Source organism: Streptomyces sp. NPDC059092 (assembly GCF_042756365.1).
In the GTDB taxonomy this organism is placed as follows: Bacteria; Actinomycetota; Actinomycetes; order Streptomycetales; family Streptomycetaceae; genus Streptomyces.
The window spans coordinates 1-16,580 of the sequence record NZ_JBHZEJ010000045.1 but is presented as its reverse complement, the minus strand read 5'-3'; the positions used below and the strand labels follow the sequence as shown (position 1 = coordinate 16,580).

Sequence of the window (16,580 nt, the reverse complement as noted above, 5' to 3'; positions counted from 1 at the left end):
GAGCTGCGGTAAGGTAGGCCCAGGCGGGGGACCTGATTCCCTTGCATTCTCAGGCCCCAGTACTCCAATTGGTTAGAGAGGCCGCTCTCAAACAGCGGACAGTGTGGGTTCGAATCCCACCTGGGGCACTTTCCTTCCATTCCAAGGTCACGCCGCCTCTCTCCGCAGTCACTTGATCGTGTGGTTTTCCGCCGTTCCGAGGCCAGGGACTCCAGCGCCGATCACGATCGTTCTCATGTACAATCTTCGGACGCGACAGCGAGCGCTGGCCCTTCTGGGTCAGGGGCTCAGCTTCAACGGTGTCAGCAAGCAGACCGGCATATCGCGGTCGGCAATTCGCTCATGGCTCACCCGCGCAGAGCCGCTGCCGCGCATGCTCGAACCTGACATGTGTCCACGGTGCCTGCCCGTGCCGGGCACGCCCACCGCCCCCGCAGCGTATGCCTATCTGCTGGGTCTCTACCTCGGCGACGGCTGTATCAGCCCGCACCCCCACGGTGGCTACTACCTGCGTATCGCGTGCGCTGACGCCTGGCCCGGCCTCATCAGGGCGTGCGAAGAGGCCATGGGGGACGTACGCCTCGGCAGCCGTGTGCATATCCTCCAGAAGCAGGGATGCGTCATGGTCACCTGTTACGGACGCCACTGGCCGTGCCTGTTCCCTCAGCACGGCCCGGGCAGGAAACACGACCGGCGCATCGCCCTCGAACCCTGGCAACAGAAGATCGTGGACGCGTACCCGTGGGAGTTCATCCGGGGGCTCGTCCATTCCGACGGCTGCCGGAACATGAACTGGACCACTCGTGTCGTACGCGGTGAGAAAAAGCGGTACGAATACCCGCGCTACTGGTTCACCAACGTCTCCACCGACATCCTGCGGCTCTACACCGACACCCTCGACAAGGTCGGCGTCGAGTGGCGGCACTGCACCCGCGCGGGCAAGCCGTACAACATCTCCGTCGCCAAGCGCGCATCCGTCGCCCTCATGGACGCCCACATAGGCCCCAAGTACTGAGCGAGACCACGGAGCGGCCTTGGCCTGATCGCGTGAAGCTGCGTGCTCGCCCGGGGCGTCAATGTCGAAAATACTATCGCCGCATTAATGGTGGCCTTCGGAGAAGAAGACCGGAGGCCCTCGATGGACCAGAACATCGCGCAGGTGAAGATCCACCCGGCTGTCGGGGTCGCCCGCGTCGGTAACAGTGCCACGGAGTTCTTCGTCGGCCCGGAGTCGCCCGACCGGATCCCTGAGCAGCCCGGGTTCTACAAGGACGCGGCCGGGGCGGTCAAGAGGCAGGCGGCGCGTTTTCGGCTGTACGGGTACAACGCGGCCGGGGAGGTCGTGCGGGAGCTCAAGCTGAACGAGGGGGGCGTGTCGGAGGTCTCGTGGACCGTGCACCTCGCCAACAAGAAGGCGGCGTGGTACCAGTTCCATGTGCCGCTCGACATTGTCGAGGGGAAGGGTCTGGCGCCCGCCCAGTACGGCCTGCGGAACGCCGGCGTCGTCGGGGCCGACCGGAAGAAGCTGGTCAACGATCCCGGAAGCCGGACCGTCCTCGGGTCCACGGTCGGAACCCAGAGGTTCGACTCCGGGAAGATCATGGGCAAGGCGGTCTACCTCGGGGAGATCTCCGCCCAGCCGGACGGTCGGCTGCTGGTGCTCGGCGGCATGGGGACGTCCAAGTCCTACGCGAACCAGCCGGCGACGGGCGTGGCCAACAACGACACCTGGTACGACGACACCTCCGACGGCCCGGTGACGGCGACCGTCACCCTTCAGGGCCGTACGCTCACGGCGACGCCGGCCTGGGTCGTGGTCGGTCCTCCGGACTACGCGCCGAATGTGAAAAGCGTCCGCACCCTTTACGACCTGCTCCATGACGTGTTCTTCGGTGGTGCGCAGCCCCCGCCGCCGGTTTCGTTCGCGGACGACATCGAACCCATCCTTCGGCGGTTCTGCGATCTCCAGTGGGTCAATCATGGTTTCGCCTCCCAGTACGGCTGGAACGGGCCGCACGACTTCCTCGCTCCGGCGATGCTGGACCGGCTCGCCGACGCGTCAGAGCGGTCACGGGAACTGCGCCGTCAGGTGTACACCGCCTTGCGTAATTACGACCGGGACGGGACCTCTCCGGTGCCGTGGCCGTGGGTCTACGGGGACGCGATGGCCACGGCCGCGCATCCGTCCGTACGGCACTATCTGCTGCTGTCCCCGACTCAGGACCGGATGATGGGGCGCTGGGCGGACGGGGTGTTCACGCCTGGCACCCGGCCGACGGCGTATCCCGAGGTCGATGACGCCCCGGTCGCGGAGCAGCCGGGGCTGCTGGACCGTGCGGCGTTGGAGCACTGTGCGGCGGACGCCTTCCATCCGGGCTGTGAGGTGACCTGGCCGATCCGGCACAGCACCATGTATACGGAGCCGTTCCGGATCCGGCATCGCGGTGTGGGCGTGCCGGAGCCTGATTACGGTGTGTCGCTCACCCCGGAGAAGGCGCTCGCGGTGAATGGCCCGTTGTATGCGCAGGGGCCTGGGGATCTCACGCGGTGGATGGCGGCTCCTTGGCAGACGGATGCGGCGCGCTGTCGTTCCGGTTACGAGGTTCTGGGCAATCTGGGTCCTCGGTACAGTCCGTATCTGCCGACGTTCTGGCCTGCTCACGTGCCGAATCATGTGCTCAAGGAGGATGACTTCGCGATCGTCAATTCGGCGCCGGAGCCGGGTGGCGATGTGGCGAGGTCGACTGCTTTCGAGCGGCGTGCGGTCTGGTTGCGGGGGCTGGTGGGTACGGTCACGGAGCAGACCAATCAGATGATCACGGACTGGCCGAAGTTCGGCTTCGTCGAGGAGCGTGCGTACACGGTGGGCGATGGGGTGTTCCCTGAGAGGATTTCGGTGGAATCGCGTCCTGCGGCGCCGTTCGACATGTCGCCGGATACGCGCAATCTGGTCAATCTTCAGGTGCCTCAGGCCGCTTTCCCTCACTTGTCGGCGGCTGCGGGTACGTGGGCGGCGGAGGGGCCGGGTGCGGAGGCCGTGGAGGGCGCGCTGGTGAATCAGGCGGTTCTTCGGGCTGTGGCGGAGACGCGGTTCAGTGAGGAGGAGATCTCCGCCGGTTATGACGAGAGGCTCGACCCGTTCCACGAGGGGTTGTGAGGCGCGCGCCGGTGTCCGGCTGTTCTCCGCGGGGTCGGTTCGGTGCCGGGTATGACGTGGTGGTGGCGGGTGGCGGGCCGGCGGGGTGTGCGGCGGCGCTCGTGCTGGCTCGGGCGGGCCGGAGGGTGTTGTTGGTGGATGCCGGTGGTGGTCCGCCGAAGGTGGGTGAGGCGCTGGTGTCGGCCGGTGCGGTGTTGCTCGACGATCTCGGGGCCGGTGGTGGGGTGCTGGGTTCGGGGCATCTGCCTTGTTACGCGAATTTGTCGGCCTGGGGTTCGGACGAGTTGCGGGTGGTGGATTTCATCAATGATCCGCGTGGTCATGGGTGGCATCTCGATCGGAGGGTGTTCGACGGGCGGCTGCGGGATGCCGTTCGTGCGGCGGGGGCCGAGGTCGCGGAGGGCGTCGCGGTGCGCCGGCCGGTGCGGCGGCCGGATGGCGGGTGGGTCTCGGTTCTGCGGGGTCCTGGTGGTGATCGTGTTGTGCGTTGTCGTTGGCTGGTCGATGCCACGGGGCGGGGCGCCGGGGTCGCCGTCCGGTGTGGTGCCCGGCGGCGGGTGTGCGATGGGCTGGTTGCCCTGTGTCTGGTCCTGGGGCCGGCTCCGGGCGCTGTGGAGGGCTGTTCGCTGGTCGAGTCCGACGAGGACGGCTGGTGGTACACGGCGCCGTTGCCCGGGGGGCGTCGGCTGGTCGCCTGTTTCACCGATGCGGATCTGCCCTCGGCCGCTGTTCGTACGGCGGAGGAGTTGCGGCCGCGTCTGCTGGCGACGCGCCATGTGTGGCGGCGGGCGCGGCCTCATGGTTTCGTTCCGTCGACGGTGCTGCGCAGGGCGCCGGCGCACGGCGCGTTCCTGGACCGGGTGTGCGGGGACGGGTGGGTCGCGGCCGGGGACGCGGCCGTGTCTTTCGATCCGCTCTCCTCGCAGGGTGTTCTGACCGCCCTGTACACGGGGATGGGCGCCGGGCGGGCTGTTGATGCCTGGCTGGGCGGGGAGGTGGCGGCCTTGGGTGGTTACGAGGACGGGGTACGGCGGGCGCGTGCCGCGTATGTCCGTGGTCACCGGGTGATTCACGCGCAGGAGAGGCGTTGGGCGGATCGGGCCTTCTGGGCCCGTCGGCTGGTGGCGGCTCGGGGTGGCGTGGCGCTGTGAGTGCGGGTGCGTACGGGCCGGGTGGTGCTGGTCGGCTTGGGGGCGGGTGGGGCGGGTCGTTCCGGCGCTGGTGTTATTTCGGGTTGTCGTTCTCGCCGATGTGGTGGACGCGGACGAGGTTGGTGGAGCCTGCCAGGCCGGGTGGGGAGCCTGCGGTGATGACGACGGTGTCGCCCTTGCGGCAGCGGCCGATGCGGAGGAGTTCTTCGTCGACCTGGGCGACCATCGCGTCGGTGGAGTCCACGTGTGGGCCGAGGAAGGTTTCCACTCCCCAGGTGAGGTTGAGCTGGGAGCGTGTGGCGGGGTCGGGGGTGAAGGCGAGGAGGGGGATCGGGGAGCGGTAGCGGGAGAGGCGTTTGACGGTGTCGCCGGACTGGGTGAAGGCGACGAGGAATTTCGCTTCGAGGAAGTCGCCCATCTCGGCTGCCGCGCGGGCGACGGCGCCGCCTTGGGTGCGGGGTTTGTTGTGGTCGGTGAGGGGTGGGAGGCCTTGGGCGAGGAGGTCCTCCTCGGCGGCTTCGACGATGCGGCTCATCGTTCTGACGGTCTCGACGGGGTATTTTCCGACGCTGGTCTCGCCGGAGAGCATCACGGCGTCGGTGCCGTCGATGACGGCGTTCGCGACGTCGGAGGCTTCGGCGCGGGTGGGGCGGGAGTTGTCGATCATCGAGTCGAGCATCTGGGTGGCGACGATGACGGGTTTGGCGTTGCGTCGGGCCAGTTTGATGGCGCGTTTCTGGACCATCGGTACTTGTTCGAGGGGCATTTCGACGCCGAGGTCGCCGCGGGCGATCATGATGCCGTCGAAGGCGGCGATGATGTCGTCGATGTTCTCGACGGCTTGGGGTTTTTCGACTTTGGCGATGACGGGGAGTCGGTGGTGTTCTTCGTCCATGACGCGGTGGACGTCGTCGATGTCGGCGCCGGTGCGTACGAAGGAGAGGGCGATGAGGTCGGCGCCGAGGTGGAGTGCCCAGCGGAGGTCGTCGATGTCCTTGTCGGAGAGTGCGGGGATGGAGACGGTGACGCCGGGGAGGTTGAGGCCTTTGTGGTCGGAGACCATGCCGCCTTCGATGACGCGGGTGTGGACGCGGGGTCCGTCGACGGAGGTGACTTCGAGGGTGACTTTGCCGTCGTCCACGAGGATGCGTTCGCCGGTGGTGACGTCGGTGGCGAGGCCTTCGTAGGTGGTGGAGCAGGTGTGGCGGTCGCCTTCGTGGGGTTCGGTGGTGATGGTGAATGTGTCGTCGCGTTCAAGGAGTACGGGGCCTTCGTGGAAGCGGCCGAGGCGGATCTTCGGGCCTTGAAGGTCGGCGAGGATGCCGATGCTGCGGCCTGTTTCTTCGGCGGCTTTCCGTACGTGCTGGTAGCGCTCCTCGTGTTCGGCGTGGGTGCCGTGGCTGAGGTTGAGGCGGGCGATGTCCATTCCGGCTTCGACCAGTGCTTTGATCTGGTGGTAGGAGTCGGTGGCGGGCCCCAGGGTGCAGACGATCTTCGCTCGGCGCATATATCGAGCGTAGAGCTTACCCGCCGGTAGGGACTTGGGTCTGTATGGCTGCTCAACAACCTTTGCGTGAAAGGTTGTTGGCAGGGATTTCGTTGTGCGCGGGGGCGCTCCGATGAGCGCTTTCGGGGTGGCCGGGTTCAGGAGTTGAGGTCGGGCGGGGTCATGGTGAAGCGCGCGTTCACCTGGGCGTGGACGGTCTGGCGCTGGGGTTCGAGGTCGAGCGCGGGTGTGGTCTCCGCGGCGCCGGCGTTTCCGTAGGCGACGCTGCGCATCGCTCCGGGGGCGGGCATTCCGTATGCGCTGCTGGTCTCGGCTCCGATGTCGGCGAGCTCGACGAGGGCGGCGAGGCGGGCTCCGAGTGCTTCCGCGTATTCCCGGGCGCGCTGGACGGCTTCCCGTACGGCTTGGCGGCGGGCTTGGCCGTGGGCCGGGGAGTCGGGGCGCAGGGACCACCAGGGGCCGGAGACGCTGGTGAGTTCGAGGTCGGCGATGCGGGTGGTGAGTTCGCCGAGGGCGGTGAAGTCGGTGAGTTCGACGGTGAGGTGGACGCGGCCGTGGTAGGCGCGGACGCGTTCGCCGCGGCCGTGTCTGGTCAGTTCGGGGGTGATGGAGAAGGCGCCGGTCTCCAGTTTTTCGACGGCGTCGCCGTAGCTTTTGACGAGTTCGAGGACCCGGGCGTTGCGGCGGGTGAGGTCGTCGAGGGCGGTGTGCCGGTCGGTGCCGCGGGCGCCGATGGTGATGGAGATGCGGGCGATCTCGGGGTCGACCTCAAGTTGTGCTTCGCCACGGACGGCGACGCGGGGTGTTTCGGGGGTGCCGTAGGAGGGGGTGGGGGTCGGGGTGTCGGTGGTCATGGGGGGCGGCTCCCTCGTGTGTGCGGCGGTGGCCGTTATGGCCGAGCGGCCGACCGGGCGGCAGGACGGTGGTGCTGTGCTGGTGGCTGCTGGGTTGCTGTGGCTACTCTCGCATCCCGGTCTGGCACTCTCCGTGTGAGAGCGGGGCGCGACGGTGAGTGCGACGGGGTGCGACCTCTGGCGGTCACCTGATCGAAACCGTCAGGGGGTGTTGCGGTGTGGTGGTTCTGAGCCAGAATCTACGCGCGTTGTGCAATGAATCGTTGCGCAACGGCGCAATGGATCGAGGGAGAACAAGAGATGCCGCTGAACCGTAGGACGCTCCTGGGCAGTGCGGCCGTCGCCGGTGCCGGAGCGGCGCTGGCCGCCGGGGGCACGGCTCCGGCGCAGGCCGCCGGGCATGGTCAGGGTTCCGCTCACGGACGTCCGCCGAAGCGGTACTCGTTCACGGTGATGGGGACGACCGACCTGCACGGGAACGTCTTCAACTGGGATTACTTCACGGACAAGGAATTCGACGACGCCGCGCACAACGATGTCGGTCTGGCGAAGATCTCGACGCTGGTCGATCAGATCCGTGAGGAGAAGGGCCGGCACAACACGCTGCTGATCGACGCGGGTGACACCATCCAGGGCACCCAGCTCTCGTACTACTACGCGAAGATCGACCCGATCACCGCGAAGCGTGGTCCGGTGCATCCGATGGCGCAGGCGATGAACGCGATCGGTTACGACGCCGCGGCGCTCGGCAATCACGAGTTCAACTACGGCATTCCGGTGCTGCGTAAGTTCGAGGAGCAGGTGCGTTTTCCGCTGCTCGGGGCGAACGCGCTGGACGCGAAGACGCTGAAGCCTGCCTTCGCGCCGTATGTGATCAAGAAGCTGCGGACGCCGCACGGCCGTGAGGTGCGGGTGGCGATTCTCGGGCTGACCAATCCGGGGATCGCGATCTGGGACAAGGCGAACGTCCAGGGGAAGATGACGTTCCCGGGTCTGGAGGAGCAGGCGGCGAAGTGGGTTCCGAAGCTGCGTTCGATGGGCGCGGACGTGGTGATCGTGTCGGCGCACTCGGGGTCGGACGGTTCGTCGTCGTACGGTGACCAGCTTCCGTACGTGGAGAACGCGGCGGGTCTGGTGGCCGAGCGGGTGCCGGGCATCGACGCGATTCTGGTGGGGCACGCGCATGCGGAGATCCCGGAGCGCCGGGTGGTCAACAAGGAGACCGGTAAGGACGTGGTGCTGTCCGAGCCGCTCAAGTGGGGTCAGCGGCTGACGCTCTTCGACTTCGCGCTGGTGTGGGAGCGGGGGCGCTGGACGGTCGAGAGGGTCACCTCGAAGGTCCTCAACTCGAACACGGTCGCGGAGGACAAGAAGATCACGCGGCTGCTGTCGGACGAGCACCGCAAGGTCGTCGCGTACGTCAACCAGGTGATCGGTACGTCGACGGCGGCGATGTCCACGACGGACGCGCCGTGGAAGGACGAGCCGATCATCGACCTGATCAACCATGTCCAGGCGGAGACGGTGAAGGCGGCGCTGGCGGGCGGCGCGTGGGCGGCGCTGCCGGTGCTGTCCCAGGCGTCGTGTTTCTCGCGTACGGCGGGGATCCCGGCCGGTGAGGTGACGATCAAGGACGCGGCGGGCCTGTACCCGTTCGAGAACACGCTGGAGGCGCGGCTGATGACCGGCGCGCAGCTTCTGGCGTATCTGGAGTACTCGGCGAAGTACTACGTGCGGACGGCGGCGGGTGCGGCGGTGGACACGTCGAAGCTGACGAACGCGGACGGTACGCCGGACTACAACTACGACGTGGTGTCGGGGCTGACGTACGAGATAGACATCGCGAAGCCGGCGGGTTCGCGGATCGTGGACGCGCGGTTCGAGGGGAAGCCGGTGGATCCGGCGGCGAAGTTCGTGCTGGCGGTGAACAACTACCGGGCGAGTGGTGGCGGGAACTTCCCGCATGTGGCCGGGGCGCAGCAGCTCTGGTCGGATTCGGACGAGATCCGTAACACGATCATCGGCTGGGTGAAGGCGAAGGGGACGGTCGATCCGTCGGCGTTCGCGTCGGTGGACTGGAAGCTGACGCGGGACGGTGTGCCGGTGTTCTGAGCCGTCGGCCGTTCTGGCGGGTTCAGCGGACTTCGATGAGCGGGACCAGGATCCTCGGTGCGGGCACTACGGGGGTCCGGTCCTGTCCGCTGAATCCGAAGGTGGTGAAGGCGGTGCGCGGGGGCAGGGTGTAGGGCTCTGTCCCGGTGAGTTGGCCCATGAGGTGGTTGAGGATGGTCGCGCTGCGCCAGGCGGCGAGTCCGAGGTCGGGTGCGCCGACGCCGTGGGTGTGCCGTTCGGCGTTCTGTACGTAGGCGGAGCCGCTGACGCTCGGGTCGAGTACGAGCCGGTGGTGGGCGTCGACGCGGGGGCGTCCCGAGTCGTCCCGGCTCATGAACGGTTCGAGCCCGGCGAGGAGCCGGTCGGGGGAGCGTTCGCGGTAGCCGGTGGCGAGGACGACGGCGTTGGTGGTGAGGCGGGTGCGGGTGGCCTGCCTGCGGTGTTCCACGTGGAGTTCGAGTTGGGTGGTGCCGACGCGGCCCGCGGTGCGGATCTGGACGCCGGGGGTGAGGAGGGCGTCGGGCCAGCCGCCGTGGAGGGTGCGGCGGTACAGCTCGTCGTGGATGGCGGCGATGGTCTCCGGGCCGATGCCTTTGTGGAGCTGCCATTGGTTGGGGAGGAGGTCGTCGCGGGCGTTTTCGGGCAGGGCGTGGAAGTAGCGGGTGTAGTCGGGCGTGAACTGTTCGAGGCCGAGTTTCGAGTACTCCATGGGTGCGAAGGCTTCGGTGCGGGTCAGCCAGTGGATCCGTTCGGCTCCGGCGGGGCGGGCGCGCAGCAGGTCGAGGAAGACTTCGGCGCCGGACTGTCCTGAGCCGATGACGGTGATGTGTCCTGCGGCGAGGAGCCGGTCGCGCTGGTCGAGGTAGTCGGCGGAGTGGACGACGGGCACGGCGGGGGCGTCGACGAGGGGCCTGAGCGGGTCGGGTACGTACGGTTCGGTGCCGATGCCGAGGGCGATGTGGCGGGTGTAGGCGCGGCCGAGGGCTTCGACCTCGCCGTCGGGGTCGAGTTGGGTGAAGTCGACTTCGAAGAGGTCGCGTTCGCCGTTCCAGCGGATGGCGTCGACCTGGTGGCCGAAGTGGAGTCCGGGGAGTTGTTCGCTGACCCAGCGGCAGTAGGCGTCGTACTCGGCGCGCTGGATGTGGAAGCGCTCGGCGAAGTAGAAGGGGTAGAGCCGGTCGGCGGCCTTGAGGTGGTTGAGGAACGACCAGGGGCTGGCGGGGTCGGCGAGGGTGACCAGGTCGGCGAGGAACGGGACTTGGAGGGTGGCGCCGTCGATGAGCAGGCCGGGGTGCCAGTGGAAGGCGGGGCTCTGGTCGAAGAAGGCGGTGGCGAGGGGGGTGGGGCCCTGGATGCCGTCGGCGAGGGCGGCGAGGGAGAGGTTGAACGGGCCGATGCCGATGCCCACCAGGTCGTGGGGGTGGGCGAGGCCGGCGGGGTGGGCGGTCATCGACGTGTGCTGCCTTCCACGAGTGGTGGTGTCTGGGAAGCACAACGAGGCGATGCTGTCAGGGGTATCGGGAGGTTCGGCGCCGGTCGCCGGAAAGGCTGAATAGCGCTCCGGGTCGGGCCGGTCGGCCGGGGTGCCGCCGGGGCCCACCGGCCCACCGGGCCGCCGAGGCCCACCCAGCCGCTGGGCTGCCGAGGCCCACCCAGCCGCCGGGGCGCCGGGGCGCCGGGGCGCCGGGGACCGTCAACGCCCGCCGGGGCCCCTCGCACACGGCGGGCGGGCCCCGGCGGATGCCGCCGTGGAGGCGGTTCAGCCTGTGCGGACCCGCAGCGCGCGGCCGAGGTCGTCGAGCTGGTCGATCAGTTTGCGGCGCAGGGACGGGATCATCTCCGTACGGTCCAGGCAGTCCTGGCCGAGGCGCAGCGATGCCTCGTCGACGGCGTACGCGGGGAAGGCGTAGCGGCCCGCGGCGTCGGCGATGGCGGGGCCGCGGCGGCCGGCGAGGGCGATGGCCTCGGGGTAGAAGCGGGGGACGTACTCCCGTACGAGGTCGGCCTGTTCGGGTTGCCAGAAGCCCTTGGCCGTGGCGGTGAAGAGGTAGTTGGACAGTTCGTCGGTGGCGTCGAAGAGCCGGGCCCAGGCGCGGGCCTTGGCCTCCGGGTCGGGGAGGGCGGCGCGGCAGTGGGCGGCGCCTTCCTGGCCGGTGGCGCTGGGGTCGCGGTCGAGTTCGGCGTCGATGGTGGCGGTGTCGACGGCGCCGAGGACGGCGAGGCGGGTGAGGACGCGCCAGCGCAGTTCGGGGTCGAGTTCGGGGCCGCCGGGGACGCTGCCGGAGTCGAGCCAGTCCTGGAGGGGGTCGGGCTGGGTGGCGGCGTCGATGAAGTGGCGTACGGCGGTGAGGCGCAGGCCGGGGTGGTTGCCGTCCTCGGTGCGGCGGATGAGGTCGCGGCAGAGGGCGGTGAGGGTGGCGAGCGCCGCGGGCCGCTGTTCGGGGGTGAGGTAGCGGTCGGTGATCTGGGTGGCGGCGAAGGCGAGGACGCCTTCGGCGAGGGCGACGTCGGTTTCGTGGGGCAGGTGGGTGCGGGCGGCGTCGAGGTAGGCGGTGGGGGCGAGTTCCCCGTCGCGGACCATGTCGCGGGCGGCGTTCCACAGGACGGTGCGGGTGAGGGGTTCGGGGATGCCGGAGAGGGTGCGCAGCGCGGTGTCCCAGGAGGGCGCGTCGAGGCGGATCTTGGCGTAGGTGCAGTCGCCGTCGTTGAGGAGGACGAGGGCGGGCCTGCGGCCGGGGAGGGTGAGGGGTTCGGTGAGGGGGAGGTCGAGTTCGAAGCGTTCGCGGGGGACGAGGCGGGTGGGGCCGGTGCCGTCGTCGGGGGCGGTGTCGTAGGTGCCGACGGTGAGGCGGTGGGGGCGGCTGCCGTCGCGGTCGACGTCGAGGGTCCACCGGGTGGTGTGGTCGGTGATCCGGGGGGTGAGGGTGTCGACTCCGGTGGTACGGAGCCACTGTTCGGCCCAGGCGTGGACGTCGCGGTCGGTGGCGTGGGCGAGGGAGTCGATGAAGTCGGCGAGGGTGGCGTTGCCGAACTTGTGGCGGGCGAAGTGGGTGTTGATGCCGGCGAGGAAGTCTTTTTCGCCGAGCCAGGCGACGAGTTGGCGGAGGGCGGAGGCGCCCTTGGCGTAGGAGATGCCGTCGAAGTTGAGGAGGGCGGAGGCGGTGTCGGGGACGGCGGCGGGGTCGGGGGCGACGGGGTGGGTGGAGGGGCGCTGGTCGGCGTCGTAGCCCCAGCCCTTGCGCCAGATGCCGAAGTCGACCCAGGTGTCGGTGAAGCGGGTGGCTTCCGTGAGGGTCTGGTAGCCCATGTACTCGGCGAAGGACTCGTTGAGCCAGATGTCGTCCCACCAGGTGAGGGTGACGAGGTCGCCGAACCACATGTGGGCCATTTCGTGGGCGATGACCATGGCGCGGGTCTGGCGTTCGTTGTCGGTGACGGCGGAGCGGTAGACGAATTCGTCGCGGAAGGTGACGAGGCCGGGGTTCTCCATGGCGCCCGCGTTGAACTCGGGGACGAAGGCCTGGTCGTAGGAGTCGAAGGGGTACGGCTCCTCGAACTTCTCGTGGTAGCGGTCGTAGCAGGCGCGGGTGATCTCGAAGATCTCGTCGGCGTCGGTGTCGAGGTGGGGGGCGAGGGAGCGGCGGCAGTGGATCCCGAAGGGGAGGCCGGCGTGTTCGGTGCGGATGGTGTGCCAGGGGCCGGCGGCGACGGCGACGAGGTAGGTGGAGATGCGGGGTGTGGGGGCGAGGGTCCAGCGGGCGGCGCCGCCCTGCTCCGTACCGCCGTGTCCTGCGCCGGCCTGCCCCTTGCCGGCCTTCCCGACGCCGCCCTGCCCCTTGCCGGCTTTCCCGGCGCCGCGCCGCTCCGTGCCGTCCTGCCCTTGGCCGATCCGCTCCGTACCGATCCGCTCCGTACCGATCCGCTCGGCGATTCCGTTGCCGAGGACGGTCCACCGCTCCGGCGCGGTGACGGTCAGCTCGAAGACGGCCTTGAGGTCGGGCTGGTCGAAGGCGGCGAAGACGCGCTGTACGTCCTCCATGAAGAGCTGGGTGTAGACGTACGTCTCGCCGTCGGTGGGGTCGGTGAAGCGGTGCATGCCCTCGCCGGTACGGGAGTACCGCATCGCGGCGTCGACGCGCAGCTCGTGCGCGCCCGCGGTGAGCCCGGTGAGCGCGAGCCGGTTCCCGTCGAGGGCGGCGGGGTCCAGGCTCGCGCCGTCGAGGGTGACGGTGCGCAGGGTGGCGGGCTTCAGCTCGACGAAGGTGTCTCCGGCCGCCCGGGCCGTGAACTGTATGACGGTGCTGGAGTCGAAGGTGTCCTCGCCGGCGGTCAGATCGAGGGCGATCGTGTACCGCTGGACGTCGAGGAGCCGGGCTCGGGTCTGCGCTTCGTCGCGCGTCAGTACGGGCATGAAGCCATGCTGCCCGATGGGCCGGGGGCCGCGCAGCAGGGTTCTTTGCGCTGTGAGCGCACGGCCCCCCGCCGGGTCCCCCGTGTCTCAGGAGTGGTCGCCGCGGTTCTCGCCGGCGATCGTCTCGTGGTGGCGGATCACCTCGGCGATGACGAAATTGAGCAGTTTCTCGGCGAAGGCGGGGTCGAGACGGGCGCTCTCGGCGAGCTGGCGGAGCCGGGTGATCTGGCGGGCCTCGCGGGCCGGGTCGGCCGGGGGGAGCTGGTGTTCGGCCTTGAGGTGGCCGACCTGCTGGGTGCATTTGAAGCGCTCGGCGAGCATGTGTACGACGGCGGCGTCGATGTTGTCGATGCTCTCGCGGAGCCGGGTCAGTTCGGACCGCACCGCCGGGTCGATGGCGCTACCGCCGCCGCTGCCGTCGCCGGGGGTGGTGCCGGGGTCGCTCGTGGTCATGGTCCGGCAGCTTAGACGGAGCGGGGCGCCGGGGCCTCGGGGTGGTCAGCATGCGGGATCCCGTCCTCCGGGCGTCCCGTCGCCTCCGCCTTCTCCGGTGCCCGGCACCGTACGGCTCTGCTGCTCCCGGAAGCGTACGGGCGCGATTCCGACCCGGCGGGTGAACAGCCGGGAGAAGTAGGCGGGGTCGTCGTAGCCGACCCGGCGGGCGACGGCGGCGACGGGCAGTTCGGTGGCGACGAGGAGTTCCTTGGCGTGGCCGAGGCGGATCCCCAGCAGGTAGTCCTTGGGGCTGCGTCCGGAGGCCCGGCGTACGGCGGTGCGCAGGGCGGCCGGGGTCATCCCGTGGCGGGCCGCGTGGTCGGCGACGGTGAGCGGCCGGCAGGCGTCGCGGGCGAGTGCCTGGAGTACGGGGTCGCCCTCGGCGTCGGCGTCGGCGCGGGCTCGGCGCAGGGCGACGAGCAGTTCGTGGACGGCGGCGCCGGTCTCGACTTCGAGGAGGGGGTTGCCGTGGCGGGCGGCGCGGGCGATCCGGGCGACGGCGGCGCGGGGGGCGGTCGCGTCGGCGAGGGGGACGACGGGCCGGTCCGGTTCGATGTAGCCGAGTTCGGTGTACGTGGTGGTGGCGGGTCCGGTGAAGTCGACGAAGCTCTCGTCCCAGCCGCCCTGCCGGTCGGGGCCGTAGTGGTGGGCGGTGCCGGGGGTGAGCCAGAGCAGCGCGGGCGCGGTGACGGTGGTGCGGCGGCCGTCGGCGGAGCGGAACCAGCCGCTGCCGGTGCTGATGACGACGGCGACGTGGTGGTCGAGGGTGCGGGGGCCGACGACGGGGATGGCACCCTGCTGGAGTCCGACACCGAGGCAGACGAGGCCGAGCCCGTGGTGGACGGGTCCGGGGCTGAAGAACCGCATCCAGGTGTGGTACGTCATCCGCTCCCCCGGCCCCCTCGGCCCCGCTGTTCCGTGCCCTGCCCCGCCGTTCCGTCCAATCAGTGCTGATCTTTGTCCATGGACCGTGCGCCCGCCACCGGGGAGGGTGGGACCAGCAGGCATGACGGCGGGTCCGACGCGGGTACGACGGCGGACAACCAGAACGGACGGTGGCTGAGCCGATGACCGGATTCACGGTGGGGAACGAGCACTTCGAGGTGGACGGCCGTCCGGTGCGGCTGCTGTCCGGCGCGCTGCACTACTTCCGCGTCCATGAGGAGCACTGGGCGCACCGGCTGGGGATGCTGCGCGCGATGGGTCTCAACTGTGTGGAGACGTACGTCCCGTGGAATCTCCACGAGCCGGAGCCCGGCCGGTTCCACGACGTGGGGGCGCTCGGCCGGTTCCTGGACGCGGCGCACGCGGCGGGGCTGTGGGCGATCGTGCGGCCGGGTCCGTACATCTGCGCGGAATGGGAGAACGGCGGGCTGCCGCACTGGCTGACGGGGCCGCTTGGCGCGCGGGTGCGGACCAGGGATCCGGAGTTCCTGGGGGCGGTGGAGCGCTGGTACGGGGAGCTGCTGCCGGGGGTGGCGGCGCGGGAGTTCGGCCGGGGCGGTCCGGTGATCATGGTGCAGGTGGAGAACGAGTACGGGAGTTACGGCACCGATCAGGTGTATCTGGAGCGGCTGACGGAGCTGACGCGGGCGGGCGGGATCACGGTGCCGCTCGTCACCTCGGACGGTCCTGAGGAGCACATGCTGACGGGCGGCATGGTCCCGGGGCTGCTCGCGACGGTGAACTTCGGTTCGGGGGCGGGCACGGCCTTCAAGACGCTGCGCCGTTACCGTCCGCAAGGCCCTTTGATGTGCATGGAGTTCTGGTGCGGCTGGTTCGAGCACTGGGGCGGGAAGCCGGTGGTTCGGGATCCGGCGGACGCGGCGGGCGCGTTGCGGGAGATCCTGGAGGCCGGGGCGTCCGTCAATGTGTACATGGCGCACGGCGGGACGAACTTCGCGGGGTGGGCGGGGGCGAACCGGGCCGGTGAGCTGAACGACGGGGCGCTGGAGCCGGATGTGACGTCGTACGACTACGACGCGCCGATCGACGAGGCGGGCCGTCCGACGGAGAAGTTCCGGCTGTTCCGCGAGGTGTTCGCGGAGTATCAGGAGGGTCCGCTGCCGGAGATCCCGCAGGCGCCGCCGGTGCTGGCCGCGCCGGTGACGGCGGAGTTCACGGGGTGGGCGCCGCTGGACGCGGTCGTGGAGGCGCTCGGCGGCCCGGAGTCGGAGTGGGCGCTGCCGCCGACGTTCGAGGAGCTGGGCGTGGACCGGGGGCTGGTCCGCTACCGGGTGGACGTCCCGGGGCCGCGTACGCCGCAGCGGCTGACGCTGGCCGGGTTGCGCGATCTGGCGGTGGTGTACGTGGACGGCGTACGGGCCCGGGCGGGCGCGTCGAGCGACGGGGCGCCGGCGCTGACGGAGCCGGTGGCCGGGCCGGCGTCCGTGGAGATCTGGGTGGAGTCGCTGGCGCGGATCAACTACGGGCCGCGTCTGGGCGAGTCGAAGGGCATCACGGGCGGGGTGCTGCACGAGCGGCAGTATCTGCACGGGGTACGGGCGCGGGGGCTGCGGCTCGACGCGTTCGACGACGCGGAGGCGGTGGCCCGGATCCCGTACGGGACGGTGCCGGAGGGGCTGCCGGACGGGGCGGGGGACCGCGGTCTTTACCGGGCCGCGTTCACGGTGGAGGGTGCGGGTGACGCCCGGTTGACGCTGCCGTCCTGGACGCGGGGCTTTGTCTGGGTGAACGGTTTCTGCCTGGGCCGCTACTGGTCCGCCGGGCCGCAGGAGTCGCTGTACGTGCCGGGGCCGGTGCTGCGCGAGGGCGTCAACGAGCTGTGGGTGCTGGAGCTGGACGCCGCGGGCGGGCCCAGGGTCCAGCTCGCCTGAGACACGGATGAGGGGGGCGTGGTAAGCGACGGCGCGGGCGGGACCACACCCCCCAC

The 16,580-nt window shown here is 69.9% G+C and carries 11 protein-coding genes and 1 tRNA gene; 6 read left to right on the top strand and 6 right to left on the bottom strand.

What is annotated here, in order from left to right; all coding sequences use genetic code 11:
- Positions 1 to 53 precede the first annotated feature (53 nt).
- From ACFXPL_RS24070 to ACFXPL_RS24055, 4 genes are all read left to right on the top strand, one after another.
- A tRNA-Leu gene (locus ACFXPL_RS24070) sits at positions 54 to 128 on the top strand.
- A 107-nt stretch (positions 129 to 235) separates the two neighbouring features.
- Positions 236 to 1,015 carry a transcriptional regulator gene (locus tag ACFXPL_RS24065; protein ID WP_384923131.1) on the top strand — a complete coding sequence of 260 codons (780 nt, stop codon included), beginning with the start codon at positions 236 to 238 and terminating at the stop codon, positions 1,013 to 1,015.
- Between the two features lie 123 nt (positions 1,016 to 1,138).
- Positions 1,139 to 3,157 carry a LodA/GoxA family CTQ-dependent oxidase gene (locus ACFXPL_RS24060; RefSeq protein WP_384923235.1) on the top strand — a complete coding sequence of 673 codons (2,019 nt, stop codon included), beginning with the start codon at positions 1,139 to 1,141 and terminating at the stop codon, positions 3,155 to 3,157.
- 11 nt (positions 3,158 to 3,168) lie between these two features.
- Complete coding sequence (locus ACFXPL_RS24055; RefSeq protein ID WP_384923128.1) at positions 3,169 to 4,308, top strand: NAD(P)/FAD-dependent oxidoreductase; 1,140 nt, start codon at positions 3,169 to 3,171, stop codon at positions 4,306 to 4,308.
- A gap of 73 nt (positions 4,309 to 4,381) precedes the next feature.
- Here ACFXPL_RS24055 and pyk read toward each other — a convergent pair whose 3' ends face one another.
- Complete coding sequence (gene pyk / locus ACFXPL_RS24050; protein ID WP_384923126.1) at positions 4,382 to 5,815, bottom strand: pyruvate kinase; 1,434 nt, start codon at positions 5,813 to 5,815, stop codon at positions 4,382 to 4,384.
- Positions 5,816 to 5,952: 137 nt separating this feature from the next.
- Positions 5,953 to 6,669: an SIMPL domain-containing protein gene (locus ACFXPL_RS24045; RefSeq protein ID WP_384923123.1), complete on the bottom strand. Its 717-nt coding sequence runs from the start codon at positions 6,667 to 6,669 to the stop codon at positions 5,953 to 5,955.
- Positions 6,670 to 6,969: 300 nt separating this feature from the next.
- On the opposite strand from ACFXPL_RS24045, the gene ACFXPL_RS24040 reads away from it, so the two are divergent.
- Complete coding sequence (locus ACFXPL_RS24040) at positions 6,970 to 8,781, top strand: bifunctional metallophosphatase/5'-nucleotidase (protein WP_384923120.1); 1,812 nt, start codon at positions 6,970 to 6,972, stop codon at positions 8,779 to 8,781.
- 22 nt (positions 8,782 to 8,803) lie between these two features.
- Here ACFXPL_RS24040 and ACFXPL_RS24035 read toward each other — a convergent pair whose 3' ends face one another.
- From ACFXPL_RS24035 to ACFXPL_RS24020, 4 genes are all read right to left on the bottom strand, one after another.
- Positions 8,804 to 10,231: a lysine N(6)-hydroxylase/L-ornithine N(5)-oxygenase family protein gene (locus tag ACFXPL_RS24035; RefSeq protein WP_384923117.1), complete on the bottom strand. Its 1,428-nt coding sequence runs from the start codon at positions 10,229 to 10,231 to the stop codon at positions 8,804 to 8,806.
- A 309-nt stretch (positions 10,232 to 10,540) separates the two neighbouring features.
- Positions 10,541 to 13,192: an aminopeptidase N gene (pepN, locus tag ACFXPL_RS24030; RefSeq protein WP_384923114.1), complete on the bottom strand. Its 2,652-nt coding sequence runs from the start codon at positions 13,190 to 13,192 to the stop codon at positions 10,541 to 10,543.
- Positions 13,193 to 13,279: 87 nt separating this feature from the next.
- A complete protein-coding gene (locus ACFXPL_RS24025) occupies positions 13,280 to 13,645 on the bottom strand; it encodes a chorismate mutase (protein WP_384923111.1) in 366 nt (121 codons plus the stop codon).
- Between the two features lie 45 nt (positions 13,646 to 13,690).
- Positions 13,691 to 14,572, bottom strand: coding sequence for an AraC family transcriptional regulator (locus ACFXPL_RS24020; RefSeq protein ID WP_384923108.1), 882 nt, complete (start codon positions 14,570 to 14,572; stop codon positions 13,691 to 13,693).
- Between the two features lie 182 nt (positions 14,573 to 14,754).
- Between ACFXPL_RS24020 and ACFXPL_RS24015 the strand changes: the two genes are divergently transcribed.
- Positions 14,755 to 16,524 carry a beta-galactosidase family protein gene (locus tag ACFXPL_RS24015; protein WP_384923104.1) on the top strand — a complete coding sequence of 590 codons (1,770 nt, stop codon included), beginning with the start codon at positions 14,755 to 14,757 and terminating at the stop codon, positions 16,522 to 16,524.
- Positions 16,525 to 16,580 lie beyond the last annotated feature (56 nt).